15 protein-coding genes are annotated in these 15899 nt (G+C 42.9%); 2 read left to right on the top strand and 13 right to left on the bottom strand.

Annotation, left to right across the window (positions count from 1 at the left end):
* Nucleotides 1-2: 2 nt before the first annotated feature.
* The 13 genes from MHN31_RS15785 to MHN31_RS15845 form a co-directional block, all read right to left on the bottom strand.
* Nucleotides 3-1067: an efflux RND transporter periplasmic adaptor subunit gene (locus MHN31_RS15785; protein ID WP_239444718.1), complete on the bottom strand. Its 1065-nt coding sequence runs from the start codon at nt 1065-1067 to the stop codon at nt 3-5.
* Nucleotides 1057-1800 (bottom strand): MipA/OmpV family protein, encoded by a 744-nt coding sequence (locus MHN31_RS15790; RefSeq protein ID WP_239444719.1) that lies wholly within the window; start codon nt 1798-1800, stop codon nt 1057-1059. The genes MHN31_RS15785 and MHN31_RS15790 overlap by 11 nt, the downstream gene beginning before the upstream one ends.
* Before the next feature lie 423 nt (nt 1801-2223).
* Nucleotides 2224-3222, bottom strand: a complete 999-nt coding sequence (locus MHN31_RS15795; protein ID WP_239444720.1) for a PH domain-containing protein — start codon at nt 3220-3222, stop codon at nt 2224-2226.
* 657 nt (nt 3223-3879) lie between these two features.
* A complete protein-coding gene (locus MHN31_RS15800; protein ID WP_125563771.1) occupies nt 3880-4326 on the bottom strand; it encodes a hypothetical protein in 447 nt (148 codons plus the stop codon).
* A 262-nt stretch (nt 4327-4588) separates the two neighbouring features.
* Nucleotides 4589-4897, bottom strand: coding sequence for a hypothetical protein (locus MHN31_RS15805; protein ID WP_125563773.1), 309 nt, complete (start codon nt 4895-4897; stop codon nt 4589-4591).
* Nucleotides 4898-4981: 84 nt separating this feature from the next.
* The gene (locus MHN31_RS15810; protein ID WP_138536576.1) at nt 4982-5332 is read right to left on the bottom strand and encodes a DUF6174 domain-containing protein; all 351 of its coding nucleotides are present in this window, start codon (nt 5330-5332) and stop codon (nt 4982-4984) included.
* A 267-nt stretch (nt 5333-5599) separates the two neighbouring features.
* The gene (locus MHN31_RS15815; protein WP_239444721.1) at nt 5600-5932 is read right to left on the bottom strand and encodes a hypothetical protein; all 333 of its coding nucleotides are present in this window, start codon (nt 5930-5932) and stop codon (nt 5600-5602) included.
* Nucleotides 5933-6040: 108 nt separating this feature from the next.
* A complete protein-coding gene (locus MHN31_RS15820) occupies nt 6041-6601 on the bottom strand; it encodes a hypothetical protein (protein WP_239444722.1) in 561 nt (186 codons plus the stop codon).
* A 502-nt stretch (nt 6602-7103) separates the two neighbouring features.
* The gene (locus MHN31_RS15825) at nt 7104-7712 is read right to left on the bottom strand and encodes a hypothetical protein (protein WP_239444723.1); all 609 of its coding nucleotides are present in this window, start codon (nt 7710-7712) and stop codon (nt 7104-7106) included.
* Between the two features lie 177 nt (nt 7713-7889).
* Nucleotides 7890-8369 carry a hypothetical protein gene (locus MHN31_RS15830; RefSeq protein ID WP_125563782.1) on the bottom strand — a complete coding sequence of 160 codons (480 nt, stop codon included), beginning with the start codon at nt 8367-8369 and terminating at the stop codon, nt 7890-7892.
* 713 nt (nt 8370-9082) lie between these two features.
* Nucleotides 9083-9559 carry a hypothetical protein gene (locus MHN31_RS15835; protein ID WP_138536568.1) on the bottom strand — a complete coding sequence of 159 codons (477 nt, stop codon included), beginning with the start codon at nt 9557-9559 and terminating at the stop codon, nt 9083-9085.
* A gap of 141 nt (nt 9560-9700) precedes the next feature.
* On the bottom strand, nt 9701-10042 hold the full coding sequence (locus MHN31_RS15840; protein WP_125563786.1) for a mCpol domain-containing protein: 342 nt from the start codon (nt 10040-10042) through the stop codon (nt 9701-9703).
* A 110-nt stretch (nt 10043-10152) separates the two neighbouring features.
* On the bottom strand, nt 10153-11226 hold the full coding sequence (locus tag MHN31_RS15845) for an SMP-30/gluconolactonase/LRE family protein (protein ID WP_239444724.1): 1074 nt from the start codon (nt 11224-11226) through the stop codon (nt 10153-10155).
* 1072 nt (nt 11227-12298) lie between these two features.
* Here MHN31_RS15845 and MHN31_RS15850 point away from each other — a divergent pair.
* Nucleotides 12299-14761 (top strand): hypothetical protein, encoded by a 2463-nt coding sequence (locus MHN31_RS15850; protein WP_239444725.1) that lies wholly within the window; start codon nt 12299-12301, stop codon nt 14759-14761.
* A gap of 38 nt (nt 14762-14799) precedes the next feature.
* Nucleotides 14800-15885, top strand: a complete 1086-nt coding sequence (locus MHN31_RS15855; RefSeq protein WP_239444726.1) for an FAD-dependent oxidoreductase — start codon at nt 14800-14802, stop codon at nt 15883-15885.
* The last annotated feature ends 14 nt before the right edge of the window (nt 15886-15899 follow it).

Here is a 15899-nt window from a genome sequence, read left to right on the forward strand (position 1 = left end):
ACTTACTCCTTATAAAGCGAGGGGGTTTGCAGCGTCCGACTGTCTGCAAATACCAATGCAGGTGATTCAAGCGCTTCTTCACTACTTACCAATATATGATTGGCTCGCCCTGTTACGACCTGCACGTACTGGCGTCGTTCAGGGCTCGATTGCAGCACGACATAAGACCGACCTGTTTCGTCATAATGCAAGACACCGCCTGGCAGCTGATACAAGCGCTGATCTGAAAGCGGTATTTGTAATTGTACATTCAGGCCCATCCAGCTTTGCTCTTGTGCTGCCAGTTGGACTTTCAAAAAAAAGAAAGGAGAGCGAGACCCCAGCGGCAATACGCGCTCTACAATTACCCCCTTAATTGACTCATTTAACGCGGGCACAAATACCTCTACCTGCTGTTGTGCATTAACTTTTAAGGCCACCTCTTCGGGAATTGCAAAGCGGGCATGTAACGCATCAGCCGCCTGAAAGTTCATTACCGTTTGCCCAGCGTCAGCGTACTCTTTTTTACGTACCAGAAGATCGCTCACCACCCCATCAAATGGCGCATTGATGGTCAACTCCGCAAGTTGATTGCGCGCGGCATTCACTTCGGCCTGCGCCTTATTTATCTGCTGATAGGCCATATCCAGGTCACGACGAAGCTTGTCCAGCTGAGACTGAGTTTGCAGGTTACGTTTTACCAAAGCCTCAGCACGCTCGAATTCGACTCGGGAATTGGTAAACGCCGCATTTGCCCGCTGGAGTTCAGCCCGGGCCTGATCCAGTAGCGCATAAGCCACGGGATCGTACAGCTCCATCAAGGCTGTGCCCCGAGTCACAAACTGCCCAGCACGTACCCAGAGCTTTTCTACCCGACCCGATTTCAGCGCAGCCAGCTGAGTATCTTCTGCGCCTTCAATCTGGCCATAAAATACTTTCTTTGGTACGTCCATAACCCGCTCAGGCAGCACAGTGGCTAACTGAATAGCTGGCTGATTAGAATCAGCCTCTACATAAGCGTCACGCTGCTGATCCTGACAGCCAAGCAGAGCTATTAGACTCAGCAGAACAAGGGGTTTAGAAGACATATACATACCCCAGCAATAGTTGCGCAGCACCAGATTTACCTATCAATGGAGAGTCTTCGATCTCGCTGCCGTAGGCGGTATAGCTCAGGTCAGCTTTAATCATATGGTTTTTACCAAAGAACCAATCACTGGAGACACCCACCTCAACATTCATGGTTGCTTCGCCCACATAAGCCATACGTCCGGCGCGTTGCTCATTGGGTAGAACACCATAGTAATAGTCAACCAGATCTTCACTCAGATAACTGGCAGACACATAGGGCACAATGCGGCCATCGCCTACGTTAAATGGTACGCCATAACTTACACCAGCCTCATACCCTTTATGGGTGCTGGTCACATCGTGCATAAAAGAAAAGCCAAACTCGCCAAACTCAGTGTCCAGCTCCCCTTCAAACCCAAAGTCGAAACTCATGTCCCTGTCTTCCATGCCCAGGAAAATGTCACCATCGGCTTCTTCGTAACCATCCAGCCGTAACTGACCCACAACCGAAAACTCTATATTTTCTTGCTGCCAGACTTTATAACTGCCACGCGGTCCTAATAATGAAAAATTACCAGACTGAATGGCCAAAGCTGGCACCAGAATGGTCTCATTGCCAACATCTGTATAGCCCTGATCCTGAGAGACAATTGCTGCGCCAATCCCCCATTGAATGCCTTGGTCCTGATCGTCAGCCAGAGTAGAAAAGCTCATAAATGCCAGAGAAATCAAAGAAAGTGTTTTGTTCATTACCGTGCTCCGTTAGTCAAACTTACTGTATCGGACAACTCATTTGTCCGGGGTTAAGTAAAACTTAAGGGAACAAACTTTCTTGAAACTTACAGCGCAGTAATTTTTTGAAAATTATGACTTGAGATAATCGAGGCACAGGTTGATCTGAAGGTATCGTAAATAGCTATGAGACTGTGTCGACGCCTATGAAGAGACTTACTAACTTGTTTAAAGTACAGGCCGATAACGGACTATCAGCCTGTCAACCAGCCACAAACAACAACAGCTTATTCGTTAGGTTTTGGCTGCACACTTTCAATGTGAGCCGGGAAGTAAAAGCTCAACCTTATTCGTCACCGCTTTCAGCCCTGACGCACCTTGCCTGAAAGCGGTTTCTCGCTAATTGTATGAATTATTGACTCGCAGGGCATGCTTACCACTTTAGTGCTCGTTCGCTCCAACACGCTTTTTCACGGCTGAAATAAACTGTTCTGGATTATCAAGACCGATGAAAATGTACTCCACCGCGCCTTGCGGTTCAGCCAACTCAATTTTGACATTCGGGTTACCAGCGTAATTGTAACGCTTTACGCACTGGGCTCTTGCCACATATTCGTCATGCGATTGTATTTTGGCGATGTTTCTTAAAGGGATAACAAACGAATGAAACAGGCCATAACGAATGACTAGCTCATTACCAACCAAAGAGACCGGCCTGCGAGACACCGCGCGATACTCTGCAACAAAGAAGACCAAGCTTGCAAAGGTAAGAAAAGTCACAATATTCGCAGCCAACGGTGACCAGACAAAATGTAAAAATAGATGCATGATCGGCATTTCGAGGACAATCAAGAAAATGAACCCAAGTAAGTTACTCTTTGCGCCATCTTTTTGGTGATATGTAAAGTGCTGCTCACCACAAAAGTGCTCTGCTTTTACTCGCTTTGCAAAGAGCGCAAAAGTCCACATGCGTATTTCAAAGGTAAATAACCTCGCCAAAGTGCTGTCACCCAAATACCGATTAACTGATGTTTCTATCGCGCTATCCGGATCTTCGAGCTGACCGATGGCAACCTTAATTGAAAAATATACGGTGATCGCTGCCACCAGTTCAAGCAACAAAATTGCCGCTAAAACAAAATAACGGCCGCTTTCAAGGTAATGCCAAAGCAATTTGCTGTGTTCGGGAATAATATAACTCCCCACCAAAATAGCCAAACACACTAGGACAATCGCTTTTAGCAAGGCTTGCTTATAATTCTTGACACATAAGAAGCACAAGACGGGTAGTACAAGCAACGCATCTAAAAGATATAGCCACTCAAAGTTTGCATGACCATAATCATTTAGCCAGCTATCAGACTGGTAATAGACTCCCCACCAGATTGAAATACATAGCAGAAATATCACTGGGACTTTTGACTTTATCGAGTCACTCATACACCTTTCCTTTTGATGTAGTGCTTAACATTACGCTTTACTCTGAAAGCACTGATTTTTTACCTCTGGCAATATCCTATATTGTACAGACCTGCCTTGCAGTGTTTCAAAGTTAATTTTGAAGGCTTTATGTCACTATACTTGCGAGTGATTGAGCAATCATTTAGCGAATGATGTGTTATTTAACAGCAGTAAATCGATGCCACTTATTGATATCTCACAAAAGCTATCATCCCTATAGCGGTTTTAACTAAGCAGGCTATTCTGAAACGGTCATTGTACTCATAGCTTATAATTTACCTGCCGGCGCATGGTGTCACTAGCTCCGTCACTTGCTGCTATATATTTGGATATTCCAGTTGAGCAACACCAAGAGCCCCAGCCATGAAATAAGGAAATCAAAAATTAAGGGGAGACTATCAGGACCGCTTTCCTTGGTTCATGTCAGCATTTTTAGATAAATGAAATAATTACGGGACGTTAAATGCCATGTCATAACTAGCCAAACAAGAAGCTAGGCTGGCGTGCTCACTGGTTACTTTGGCTGGCTGCTACTTCTCTACCTTTCTCAATTACCATGTTCAGTGATACGGGTTAACCTGTACTACCCAAGTTTGAGCACCGCAAACTAAAAACGTTTAACCATGGCAAGCCTAATTAAAAATCAACCATGACGTGCTCGTGCTTTTGCCCGTTCTCTTGTGCCCGCTTCTGCCCTTTTTGATACTCTTGCGCGATCATTTCTTCTATCACTGACGCTTTTTCATTGAAGTCTTTTTCTGATAAATAGCCAGCTTCAAATAAATCCTCAAGCTCATCCAGCTTCTCTTGCAGCTGTTTGATCTTTTCCAGGTTGACACCCAGGCGCTGCATTATAATGGCTTCTTGCATCTCGCCTAAAAAGTTATCGTTGCGGATCGTCGTCTGCAACTCTTTTCGCTGATATTGCAAACTAACCTCTGAGGGTTGAGACTCCGGCATTTCCATAGCAAGCTCCTGGCTGAAGCCTGAGTCTGTATTTCCACTCCCCGGCAATTTACTGCCAGTGTCAACTTTGTTTTCAGCAGCCACTGGGCCAGCACCGGCCGTTTTGTACATTAACATGGTAACTCCTTGATACATTTCTAATACCTATCTGTATGTATCAAAATTTGAGCCAACTATGAGATTGTCATGTTAGGTAGGTCTGAAGCGGAGTTGAGATAGAGTGACTGTCCAATTTTCAACCAACATGAGTTTATTACTCCGCGACGATAAAAGGACCTGATCCCGGGCACAACACCATCAAAAAAACTTTTCAGCTCAGGCACGTAAAATAGATACGAACTCTCTGTGCAATTGATTAACTCTCACCCCAGTGTGAGTGTTAAAAATCAATGTCCCCGCCATTGCCTTTAGTACTGAGCAAGTAACGAAATAAACGACCCAGGCCCCGCAAAAACCAACTGATTACATCGATTGGAAACTCAATAATCTCTTCGAGGAAATCCATTGTTGCGCTCTCTGTCTCGCGTTTCCCACGTTTTTTACTTGGCCAGAGCACGTATGATATAAAATACAAAAAACCACCGACTAGCAAACAGGCCCAATGAAAGTGGCCGGTCAACACACCCAAAATCAAACAGGTTCCGGTAAAAAAGCCCATAAGGGCTAAAGCAATTTTTAACTGTTCCATAGTTCATGTCCTTTTATGCGCCATCTCCAAACGCAGTCAAATCAGGGGAGCAAGTAAACAAAGCGAGGAAGCTGACAAGCCTTGTTAAGGCACCTTAAACTCCTTAATTGAATAGCTACATTCATCATCAACAACCTGATCGTCCCAGTCAACCTCAATGTTCAGTGGAAAGCCATATAATGGATGGTATTCAATTCGCAGGGCATCTGCATTCAGAATTACCTCTTTTGCCAAATCGAAGCGCCCTTCAATAGTCACCTTTTGCTTCCCTTCTAATAATTGAGGCTTTCCTTCAACCACTTGCACTTTACTGTAGTCCAAAAATATGCAGGCGTCAGTCGCAGTAAATGAGTATTCTGTCAATTCAAAGCCTTTCCATTGCATGCTCTGTCTTTCTACTCTTTCAACCGTTTCTGCATTGTTGGCCCAATGCATAATGCCCCAAGATGAGATAACCAGGAAAATTGACATACCCAGTGTAAAAATTATGGCATATACACTTTTTGAACTAAAAATTACCATGATTGCTCTCAAACTACTCATTAGGGAAGTTAGTTCTAAATAGTTATAATATCCGGGAGTGAAAAACCTTGCCTTCAGCACACTGGGAATCATCCCACGTAGGATTAATTATCTCCAATACATATAGGACCAACAGAAGAAAGTACGGCATGGTTTACCCAGTTTTTTTATGATACGTAGCTACGCATCATCACCAATATGACTGGCTATCTTATAAAGGGCTATGCAAGCTAACAAGAATGGAATACTCAATATCACGAAAAAAATACTTTCGACTAATATCTCACTATCTGCCGCTGATCCCATCAAAATGTCCATTGTTACCCACTGTGCCATTGAAACAGCAACAAACCCTAATATCGAGTAAAATAAAACATTCCCCCAGGGTAACCCTTTAACCTCACTGAATTTATACGCAGCAATACTGACTACTATGGTACTTACTATACCAATCAAAGCCTCAATCGCTTGAGAAACAGAATAAATGATAAAAAAGGCGCTATTTCCTTCCATGCTTCAAACTCCTATAAACAATGTGCGGCACAACGCCTTCAAGTACAAGTCGGGATGTCGTCCGGGCCCCTGAAAAAGCATAGCACCGCATTCCTAGAAGCTCCGATTCTAGAGCCCTTTTGCTTCAAAACAACTCATTAGTAATTTTCGTCGCTTTATTTCTTTCTCTGTAGCGGGATATTTTCGATAGCTGAATAGAGTTGATGTATGTTCAGACACACAAGCCCCTACCACATCTATATCAAATTTTTCGACATGGTTGCTGCTTACCTCATAATTGTTATCACATGCATAATTAACATAAGCAAATAGAGGCCCTCCGCCCAACCTTGGGTGTTTCAACTTAACTTTTTCAGTAATGCCAAGCTCTTTCATAGGAAGAAAACCCTTGCTTTTAAGCTCTTGAAAAATAAATTCAACCCCAATTTGAGTATTTACCTGAATTGGAGATTTGTCCTTTTTATTTTTATCGATTAGCAAAATAGTAGCCTTGTTATACTCTTTTTTTATTTTTGAGGTTTTATCAAAGCAAGTATCACCAGTGCTTGTCAGGTTATCATATACATCTTCTTCATACGTGTAAAAATCTCTAACAAACTGATAAGCTGGAGTGCTTGCACAGCCAACTAATAAAAGCGAAATAAAAAACGAAAATTGTTTAGAAAACATTATTTAACCCCTTGATATAGTCTGATTCTCCATCACCATGTGATGGCGTCAAAATGCTTCAATGCAACAAACAGCTGAGTCATAAAGCCAAGTGTTTTCACCCTGCCAAATAACCTTTATGAGAGACAACGCCATCAGGCTTATTTCCTCGCTACTGAAACTTAGGCAAGACCAAAAACTTGCAGCAACTAAAGCTACACTCTCACTCTACCGTAACTGGGTTACAAGAATTAGAACAGTATGGTTAGCTAATCAAAGAAGAGACTAGTATAAGCACTTTATTTGAGCAGCCTTAGCCACGAGGTAATAATGAGGCTAAATGAATAGTGGTTAATTAACCAAAAAAGATACATCTGACTTTTAAAAGGAGCAATATTAATTAATGAAAAAATCACACGAACAATTCACAACCCCTACCTTAAACTTTGAAATAGAAAAACCATTTTAAAAAATCAACACCAAAACTTCCCTCTTATTTTTACTATTGTCAAAAAGTTCATGACTAATAAATATCGCTCCACTTTTCAATGGAATCCCAGTCTACTTCTTGATCAACAACCCTCGCATTTGCATAGTAAGTTCTTCGGTAAGAAAATATTTTTTCTGTAAGCCTAAAGTCACTAACAAAACCTTTTTCAACAATCTCCAAGCGTGAAACCAATTTCTTTTCTAAGTCAAAAATTGCAACTCTCGTTTTTGGCCCCTTTCTATAATCTGTTGTAAGCCATTCTTGAATAGCTAAATAACGGCCACCTAGCAATTCACTGCGTTCAAACCCATAGTAGAAAGTCGGTACTTTATGTCCTTCGATTTCCAATGAGTAATATGCAGGGCCAAATTTGACTTCGCTCTTATAATTTAACTGATACTGCACCTTTGATTTTCTCGTCATTTGACTAATGTCTTTTGCCTGTTGAATACAGCTATTTAGAGTTTCATGAAAATCGACACCCGAACAACCAGCTTTACGCCCCAGCGTATCCTCTCCCTCTGCTGAATATTGAGATGGACCTACTTCTGTGCAACGAAAACGCCACTCTTTGATCCCTGCATCGATTGGATATTGCCGGGACAGCTCCAGTAGTGAACTTCTGGTTATTTGTGATTTCAAAGTATTTCCTCGAAACGCTGCTATTGCTTTGCGCCCTTTAAATGGATGTACGTCATTAGCGCTTTATACCCCACTGCAAGGTAATATATGAGGTGCCTTTTAGGCCCTTTAGCCTTTTATAAAAAACACAACACATGTATTTCCCCAACCTACTTACAGGCTCTATTGATTAGCTAGTCACAAGCCATTTAGATCAACTATCATACCGCGATAGTCAAACCCCTTAGATTTGTAGAAAGCTAACTCTACTTTTTTAAACGAATCGAGGTATGCTGCTAATAGCGGCGCAAAAAATACAGTCGCATAGTAGTGTTTTACTTCTCCATCAGGAAAATAACCAACATCATGGATTAGCCAATGTTGTATGTCGAAAAACCTGAAAAACACGACCGCAGCCAGACCAAATAGTAGAGATAAAAAAAGCTGACACCAAAGTGGTTTATCAAATTTCCATAAAATTCTACTGAGCCCAGATAGAAAAATCACATAAAAATAGAACACCGAAAGTAAAAATACAACTAAAAAATCAAGTTCCTCTGGTAACAAGAAAAAGCTAAATGCAGGTGCGACACACCCAAGCATATTTATTTTATATCTGTCGACAAAAGACTCGCCTTGGAATATTACATCATAGGGTAAAGAGGTTACTATTTTCATCTTGGCTATAAGCCCTTAAAAATGTGCAACTAAATCCACTCTGAAATCAGCGCCGAAGCAGTGCGATCTTAGCGTTACATTGTCATTAACTAATGACCTCGGTTAGAATAATACTTCCGAAAAAGATAACAGTAATGCATTAAGGGTATTAGCATGGGAATACCAGGACTAAATAATCCACCGACTTGAAAAACTTCAGGTGACCCGAAGCCAAATATTGAGTTTATAAGCACTGAAACTGAAGCCCAAATAGCAATAATGCCGCCAAGGAGAGCAAAAAAGTTACAGTAGCTTTTTGTTTTTTTAGAGAGATATTCTCTCGTATTATATAACTCAACTAACAATAGCCACAAAGAGACAATAGCCAAAGTACACATTACAAGTAATGACAACACCAAGAACTCGTATAGTTTCACTGTTTTTACTAACGAATCCAACACTATGAAGTAGCTTAAAAACAGCCCTCCAACAGCTAAGATAGTCGCAGGGACCAATACCAAAACAATATCTAAGAGTATTAATTTCCGCATAGAATTAACAAATAAGTCAATGCTCCAATATTAAGCGTCAAATACAGACTAAGCTTCACAGCGAATGAGCGTTAGCCTGACGTTACATCCGCGCCATTATTAGCATGTTATGTGTATTGCCCATACCTTTTCCCGAGCCCCCCAAAAAAAGCAAAGTTAATACTTGTATCTCAAGAACTGATTTTAATGCACTGCATTACTCGTTAAGTATGAAAGCATACTCTGATAATTGGATACTGACTTTTTCAGGAGATTAATAATTTTATCTTCTTGTCCATCATGAACCACAATCAAACGGCCTCTCACACTATCAAACATAGTAAAGGTAACTTCAGAGCGTTTGTATTTTATCCAGCATCCCACCGCTAATAACACCCAAATCAAAGTGACCACCAGCCCTGCTAAAAGCTTCTCAATCGAATCAACATTCAGCGAAGCCTTACCAACAGCAAATAGTGCCAGAAAAATAAAAGGTGACGCGATAAATTTCCATATCGCATTTTTTGATGTAGAACGAATGACATTTTCCACATCAATTTCATCATACTGGGCCTCAAACGCGATAGAATCTTCCGAGTCGCTATACTCATAAGACAACGCTTTGTCATTAAATACGAACTTAACTTTGTGCCCTTTAAACTTCTGATAAATCGTTTCCACCCGCCCTCCTGAAGTACATACACAGCAACTCGTAATCCCAGGATAGTATCATACCTATTAGATTCACTTTATGAGTACAGTTAGCGTTTCATCTAGGCTTCGTTTAACCAAAAACCTTGGCAGCCATACATATGTGCATCATTATTCCACTCCAAAGATTTCAACTCTATTTCGCCCGAGAGCTTTCGCCTTTTTTAGCGCAAGTGCCGCATCACTGGGCTTTTCTCCAACTCCTACAGACCAGGTTATACCATTTTTGCTAAGCAGCTCTGGACTAACAATAAAGTCCGAAGAAGCTTTCACTAATATACTGTCACCACCACAAAAAACCACTTCACAACCTGAAGCAATAAGGTGTTCTCGAATTTGTTGTAGTTCCATTGCTATCAATGCTGAGTAACTTGCAGCTTGCTCTAAACAATCTGAAAAAATCAACTTCTCTAGCTGTTTTCCTATCTCGTCACCATCAAAAACAATATACATCTCGACTCCTCAATACAACAGCTCTCGCTTATGTAAAAACTCACTATTTGGTTAGCCGCAACATGAAACAAAATCAGCCAGCCAAAATTTGGTCGCTGTTAAACAGTTTGTTATTGTGGTTTCATGCTTGAATCCCGTTTACAATCAAGTATGAATGGTTCAAAAACACTGCCGATCAACACGTGGTCTTGATAGGGCGCACCAACACTTGAACCTGAGATAGCCTCTCCGTTATTCAGGTATATTTCATCCACCGACATACCATCGTTTACATTTACCCGAAGTACTTGTGACGCTGAGAGGTTTGCATGATTTTTACTGTGCTCCAGATACTTGAGCATTTGCGGATGACCTGCGACCCACAAGTTACCTTCAGAATCCCACTCAAGGTTGTCAAGCCCGCTATCAATTGTCATTTCGTCGATGAGTTGCAACTTTCCTGTTTGGTTATCTCGAGCATAGGTTAACAGTCTCTCACCAGTGGACTCTGAGACATACACTTTTGACGAATCAAGGCTGACTTGAATACCGTTTGGGTAAGTCAGGTCGCCAGTTAATTTAGTAATACTACCGTTATTTCCATATGCTATTCCACCACGCGCCAGACGGCCGAAGGATTCCAAAAGGCGACCAAAGCGAGTAAGGCTGCCTTTGTCGATGGTTGCATAAAAACTTTCACTGTTAATTGCCGCAACGTCATTTAGGCTATACGGTAAATCTGTTTTAAATGTTTTTGCACGTTTAAGCGCCCCATCGATAATATCAAAAATGATTACTTCACTATCAGAGCGTTGCTCACTGCCGGGGGCTGATGGGGGATGATTCACGACAAAAAGCCGATCAGCTCCATGAGGGTTCTTCCACAACGAAACTCCATGCGGGTAAAAAGTACCGCCAAGGTCGTGAGACATAAGCGTTGGCTTTGAATAGGAGCCTGTTTGATAAGTATATATCCCACCACCACCAGACCAGTTGCGTCGATCGTGTGCAGAGATAAAAGCCAGGCCACTTGTTGGGTCAATCGTTATATCCTCTGCGCCCACCACACCCTCTACTGTACTGCAGGAGCCTGCAAAATGCGGTTCGATTGTTTTATATGCTCCGCTATCAATAATTGTATCCATGACAAAAACAGCCGGCGGTAAGATCAGGACCGCGATTCCTATTAAGCACTTTTTTAGCATTCAATTTCTCTTTGTTAATTTACCTGTTCAATTAAAGTCGGACTAATAAATAAGAACAGGTATATGTTGATAAGCCCAAATAACCAAAGCACGTGCCCCTTGTTAATTGAGTCTCTTCTTCTCATCTAACAGAGCTTGTTGCTCAATTACTATTGCTGATTGACATGCCCCGCATACTCGCCACAAGCACTTTTATTTTTTAATGATTTTGGAGCCCAATCTATGCGATAGATACAGTTAGAAGATAACCAATGGTCCTATTTAAGTAACTAGGAGTATTGTAATAATTTGTGATGCATTTTTACCCAGGCAGCCACTGAGCAATGAAAAAACACTCACAAGTAGTGAACTTGTTTTTGTTGAGCCCAAGCGCATGAGCCGCCATAGGCAACCTCAATTATGAGGAACCAACTAATCAACATTCACCACGTCCATCCTCATCAAAAAGCGGGATGTTCTAAATTGGCGTGTGTCATTTCTAGATGGGTGATGTAATGAATACCGTGCCATTTGTGGAGCCATTCGGAATTTTTTATAGGCACTTCTTTTAGCTGATTGAAGTCCACCCCACAAACATTGCCACCTCAACAAAGCACTGGAGAATTCCCTCTTTAGGGTAATCAGTAGGACGAGATAGTAATTTGTGCGTAACTACCTCCATAGAACAGCCTGGATATTTGTTTCAATAAGTAGTTTTAGACAAAGCGGTCGTTTTGGTAATCCTATCGTCAATGACAAAGCAGCTTCAATTCTTCTTGATCAACCTAACTGACAGGCCAGCTGTTGGGCGATCACGCGCTCTTTGTCAGCATACGGCTAACAACTTAGTGAAATCTTGCTTTTGTACTCCCAAAGGAGTTTATGGCTGGCTTATTTGCGCGCAACACTTTCACCACATATATTAAATTTAGGAAAACTTTTTGTTTGTGCATTTTTCCTGTGTAGCAATTTCGCTGCCCGGTTATGTTGAGCAAATCCAATTGTGAACTCTGAAATCTAGCTAATGACTAGCAAGAGTTGGCATTGCTCTATCCAACTAAAACTAAATTCACGACGTAAAGGAGTGATTGTGATGGCATTAATACAACAAGTTAAACAGGCACTTATCAGACTAATTGACGCAGACGCAGGCTGGTTGGAGTTGTTGAACCACCATGGCTGGCAAATCGACTTAGCAACGTTACGGCAATTAAGTGATGATGATTTTAAACAAGCGTTATTGACCAAGCCCTTAACAATAGATAGGAACCTGGCCGGCTTTACTGACTTTCATGTATCAGCAAACCATTTAATTAGTGCCAGTGAGCCTGCTAAAAGCTTGTTATATCATGCTTTTGCGTCCCCGAATGTATTAACCAAACCGGATGGATTTGAACTTCAGGCGTTTCCGAGCAGAGCAGAGATAGAAGTTGTCGAGAACTTTGTTTTTGCCGCCAGACAAGCCACATTGGCAGACATTGAACAACAAGCTCGCACCATTATGGGCTTTCCGGACAATGTAGAGCTGGAGCTGGCTGTGTGTAGCTTTAGTACCGAATACCGTGTTGCTCAGTCAACCGTACATGGTACTCATGCCGATATGTGTTTTTCGCGTACTGGTATTGCCCGGGTAGGAACCGATGAAGCCGTTTACTCACCCGAATTAAGAGGCTATAGCGTGTTTTTAGATGACGACGATATTCATCAAATTCGTGTTTTGCCCTGCCACTTCTCTCCTTATATTGCCGCTAAGTTTAAAGGTCGTAAAGACCGTTTTGGCCCGGTCGCGGTGTTAAGCGAAAACGTAGATGATTCGAACAATGAATTTTGGGTGCCCTTACACAAGTTATTCAACGGCGAGGAATGTATTTCGGGCCTTAAACTTGACGTTGATCAGCAAGCCAATTTGTATAATCAAAAATTGGAGAAATTTGCCGAGTTACTTAACCGGGAAGGCCTCAGCGAAGTGCCGGAATCCGCGTTACGTCAGTCACCTTTCCGGCTTACTGAGTTATTAGCTGAGTGGGGTGATGCGACAACGTTTGGGGCTGGTGCTTTAGTTCCGGTTGCCCACCCTTTAGTTGCAGGCGCCGCTTTGGATGGGGCGCCGTTAGATTTTATGACTCCTAAAATGACAGACAGAGGCCTCTTTTACAATGCGTTTGCTCCGACTTTGGCGATGCAAGCCGAAAGAAGCGGTGCGCGCCCTTGGCCCGAGTATGCCCATATTCGGGAAAAGGTTAATGAAGATGGCAGCAAGACCAGTTTGACAAACAACCCTGATGTCATCGACATCACCAAACAAGGTGGCTTTAATGCACTCCACTACCTGGATTTTGCCGCCGATGGCTCTGTCAAGCCTCATGTTAAAGTGGCTGAAAGTAATACTGGTTTGTCGCACAATGGCAAACCGTTGGAAAGCATCAGTGCATATAGTTTGGTTTCTGCGCCCGACTTCTTCCCTAAGGTGCGTCAGCGTTTTGTTTATAGTTGGTGGAAAAATGATATTCCCAAACAGGCACGTGAGGGTACCCTACCTGCCTGGTGGAGCTGGTTGGTTGAACACAACCATTGGCAAAACTTATGGCGGGCAGATCCAACCCCGTTATCTGACTTAAGGGTCGCAGCAAACATTCAGTTACCTAATTCACCTTTTACTAAAAATGATATCACCGCTAGTGCAATAGTAGCTTTACCTCAGGCCGAAGTGGCAACGGATGGTACAACTGCTGAAATCATAAAAATGGCTCATCCAAAGCGAAATACCTTTTTGCCGGATGGCGCGGCTGGTATTTTTGCCCCTGGCTGGGATACCAGTTTTGATACTTTAAGTACCCCGCAAGGCAATGTGGATCATTTGGCCGCGTATGGTTTAGGTAGCCCCTTTCCGGAGGATGCCAAGTTATGTGCTGCGCTGAGCACCTTTTGGCCAGCAGCTGCACCTGATACTACTCGCACCTTTTTTGAAGTGCCTTTTAGCGCAGGTAGTGTTGTGCCATTAACTGATGCCGAAAGCGGCGTTGGTGATGAAGTCTCGTGGGATGGCTTAACCGGCCCTCACTTTGTCGACCGTAATGCAGAGCGTAGTGTGGTGCAATTCCCTGATTATCCTCGCGCCGATTACACTCGCAATGCGTTGAATGGGCTATTTTCAATTGCACAAACCAGCAAGATCTCGCTTGAAGAATATAAACGTCGGATAGTGGCCATGCTTAGGGTTTACCGGGCAATTGATAAGCTTGATAACAAAAATGATGCACATATAGTGTCGTTTAAACAGGTTAACCCCGGAGATAGCGAATTAGAGCAAGCAGAAGAGCGCACCAATGCGGATCTAACCGGTCCTATTTATCGCGTTGAGGGGTTTGATAATGAATTTTCCGGTCAGCAAAACGTGTCGTCCCCAACCCCCACAGATGAATCCAAACACTATGCCCAATACCAGGTTAAGGTAAGTTGGGTGGTATTTGTCGGATCAGGCGACAATGTATTAATGCGTTTAAACCTGGGTGACGGTTCGGCTCGCCGCAGTAACTGGGTTAGTCGTGATGTATAAACCCGTTTTATGCTATTTAAGCTATCCGGAGTCGCTTAATGTCCGGTGCTGATTTATTGATAATAGGTGGCGGCCCGGCTGGTTGTGCAGCCGCTATTACCGCCCGTCAGAGCGGGCTTAATGTCATTTTAATTGAGCGGCAGAGTTTTCCCCGGCATCGGCCGGGGGAATCTTTACACCCGGGTATACAGCCCCTTTTTCGTCAACTGGGTATTGAAGACAAAATACTGGCAGAAGCCCCTCTGCGTTATAAAGGCCAATGGACTGAACAAGGAGACAACACCACCTTTCAAGCATTTGGAGAAGATGACAACGGCAGCTGGCAAGGTTTTCAGATCCCAAGAGAACAGTTGGATCTGTGTTTAATTGAACAGGCCCGCTTGCTGGGCGTAGATATTCGCCAGCCTTGCCGTGCCCTGGAAATAGTCAGAGATAGTGGCAAGGTTACGGGCTTGTCTACAACTCAAGGTAAGATCCTGGCACAGTGCATTATTGATGCCTCCGGCGGCAGACATTGGTTAGCGAAACAACTAAATACGGGCCTGACTTATTTAAGTCGTCCGCTTTATGCACGTTATGGTTATGTCAGTATTAATCAGGCTTCTGACTGCATTGAACAACCGAGATTTAAAGTGTTAACCAATGAATGGCAATGGTTAGCTCAGATCTCTGAGCGCACCATTCACTGGACACGTTTATTTTTTGATGAAAACACGTTCATTGAAGACGAAAAACCAACAGCACCTTCCGATGCTAATAAGCACACTAAAGCACAGAGAAAAATCAATGCGCCGCCAACAGAGTTAGCTCACTTACCAGGGCTAGGCGGTATTAAAGGGGCTGACGTTAGCTGGCGAAAAACCAAGGTGCCGGCAGAGCCGGGTTATTACATTGTAGGAGATGCCGCATTTGTACTTGATCCAACGTCGTCACACGGCGTGCTTAAGGCCTTAATGTCAGGTATTTATGCTGCTAATTTGGTAGCACAAGTCTACAAGCAAAAGATTAGTGACTCAGTGGCTGCTGAGATCTATAACAACTGGCTTACTCAATGGTTAGAGGGGGATGTGAATAAACTTAAAGCCTTTTATCAGAATACTCTGGATGTGCAATCATCGGATTAGGACGTCAATCAATT

Origin of the sequence: Pseudoalteromonas sp. McH1-42, from assembly GCF_022347845.1 — a bacterium.
Taxonomy (GTDB): domain Bacteria; phylum Pseudomonadota; class Gammaproteobacteria; order Enterobacterales; family Alteromonadaceae; genus Pseudoalteromonas; species Pseudoalteromonas rubra_D.

Bases quoted from the DNA above. Each gene is read 5' to 3' on its own strand.
- MHN31_RS15785 (WP_239444718.1), bottom strand. From the start codon at position 1,067: ATGTCTTCTAAACCCCTTGTTCTGCTGAGTCTAATAGCTCTGCTTGGC.
- MHN31_RS15790 (WP_239444719.1), bottom strand. From the start codon at position 1,800: ATGAACAAAACACTTTCTTTGATTTCTCTGGCATTTATGAGCTTTTCT.
- MHN31_RS15795 (WP_239444720.1), bottom strand. From the start codon at position 3,222: ATGAGTGACTCGATAAAGTCAAAAGTCCCAGTGATATTTCTGCTATGT.
- MHN31_RS15800 (WP_125563771.1), bottom strand. From the start codon at position 4,326: ATGTTAATGTACAAAACGGCCGGTGCTGGCCCAGTGGCTGCTGAAAAC.
- MHN31_RS15805 (WP_125563773.1), bottom strand. From the start codon at position 4,897: ATGGAACAGTTAAAAATTGCTTTAGCCCTTATGGGCTTTTTTACCGGA.
- MHN31_RS15810 (WP_138536576.1), bottom strand. From the start codon at position 5,332: ATGCATTGGGCCAACAATGCAGAAACGGTTGAAAGAGTAGAAAGACAG.
- MHN31_RS15815 (WP_239444721.1), bottom strand. From the start codon at position 5,932: ATGGAAGGAAATAGCGCCTTTTTTATCATTTATTCTGTTTCTCAAGCG.
- MHN31_RS15820 (WP_239444722.1), bottom strand. From the start codon at position 6,601: ATGTTTTCTAAACAATTTTCGTTTTTTATTTCGCTTTTATTAGTTGGC.
- MHN31_RS15830 (WP_125563782.1), bottom strand. From the start codon at position 8,369: ATGAAAATAGTAACCTCTTTACCCTATGATGTAATATTCCAAGGCGAG.
- MHN31_RS15840 (WP_125563786.1), bottom strand. From the start codon at position 10,042: ATGTATATTGTTTTTGATGGTGACGAGATAGGAAAACAGCTAGAGAAG.
- MHN31_RS15845 (WP_239444724.1), bottom strand. From the start codon at position 11,226: ATGCTAAAAAAGTGCTTAATAGGAATCGCGGTCCTGATCTTACCGCCG.
- MHN31_RS15850 (WP_239444725.1), top strand. From the start codon at position 12,299: ATGGCATTAATACAACAAGTTAAACAGGCACTTATCAGACTAATTGAC.
- MHN31_RS15855 (WP_239444726.1), top strand. From the start codon at position 14,800: ATGTCCGGTGCTGATTTATTGATAATAGGTGGCGGCCCGGCTGGTTGT.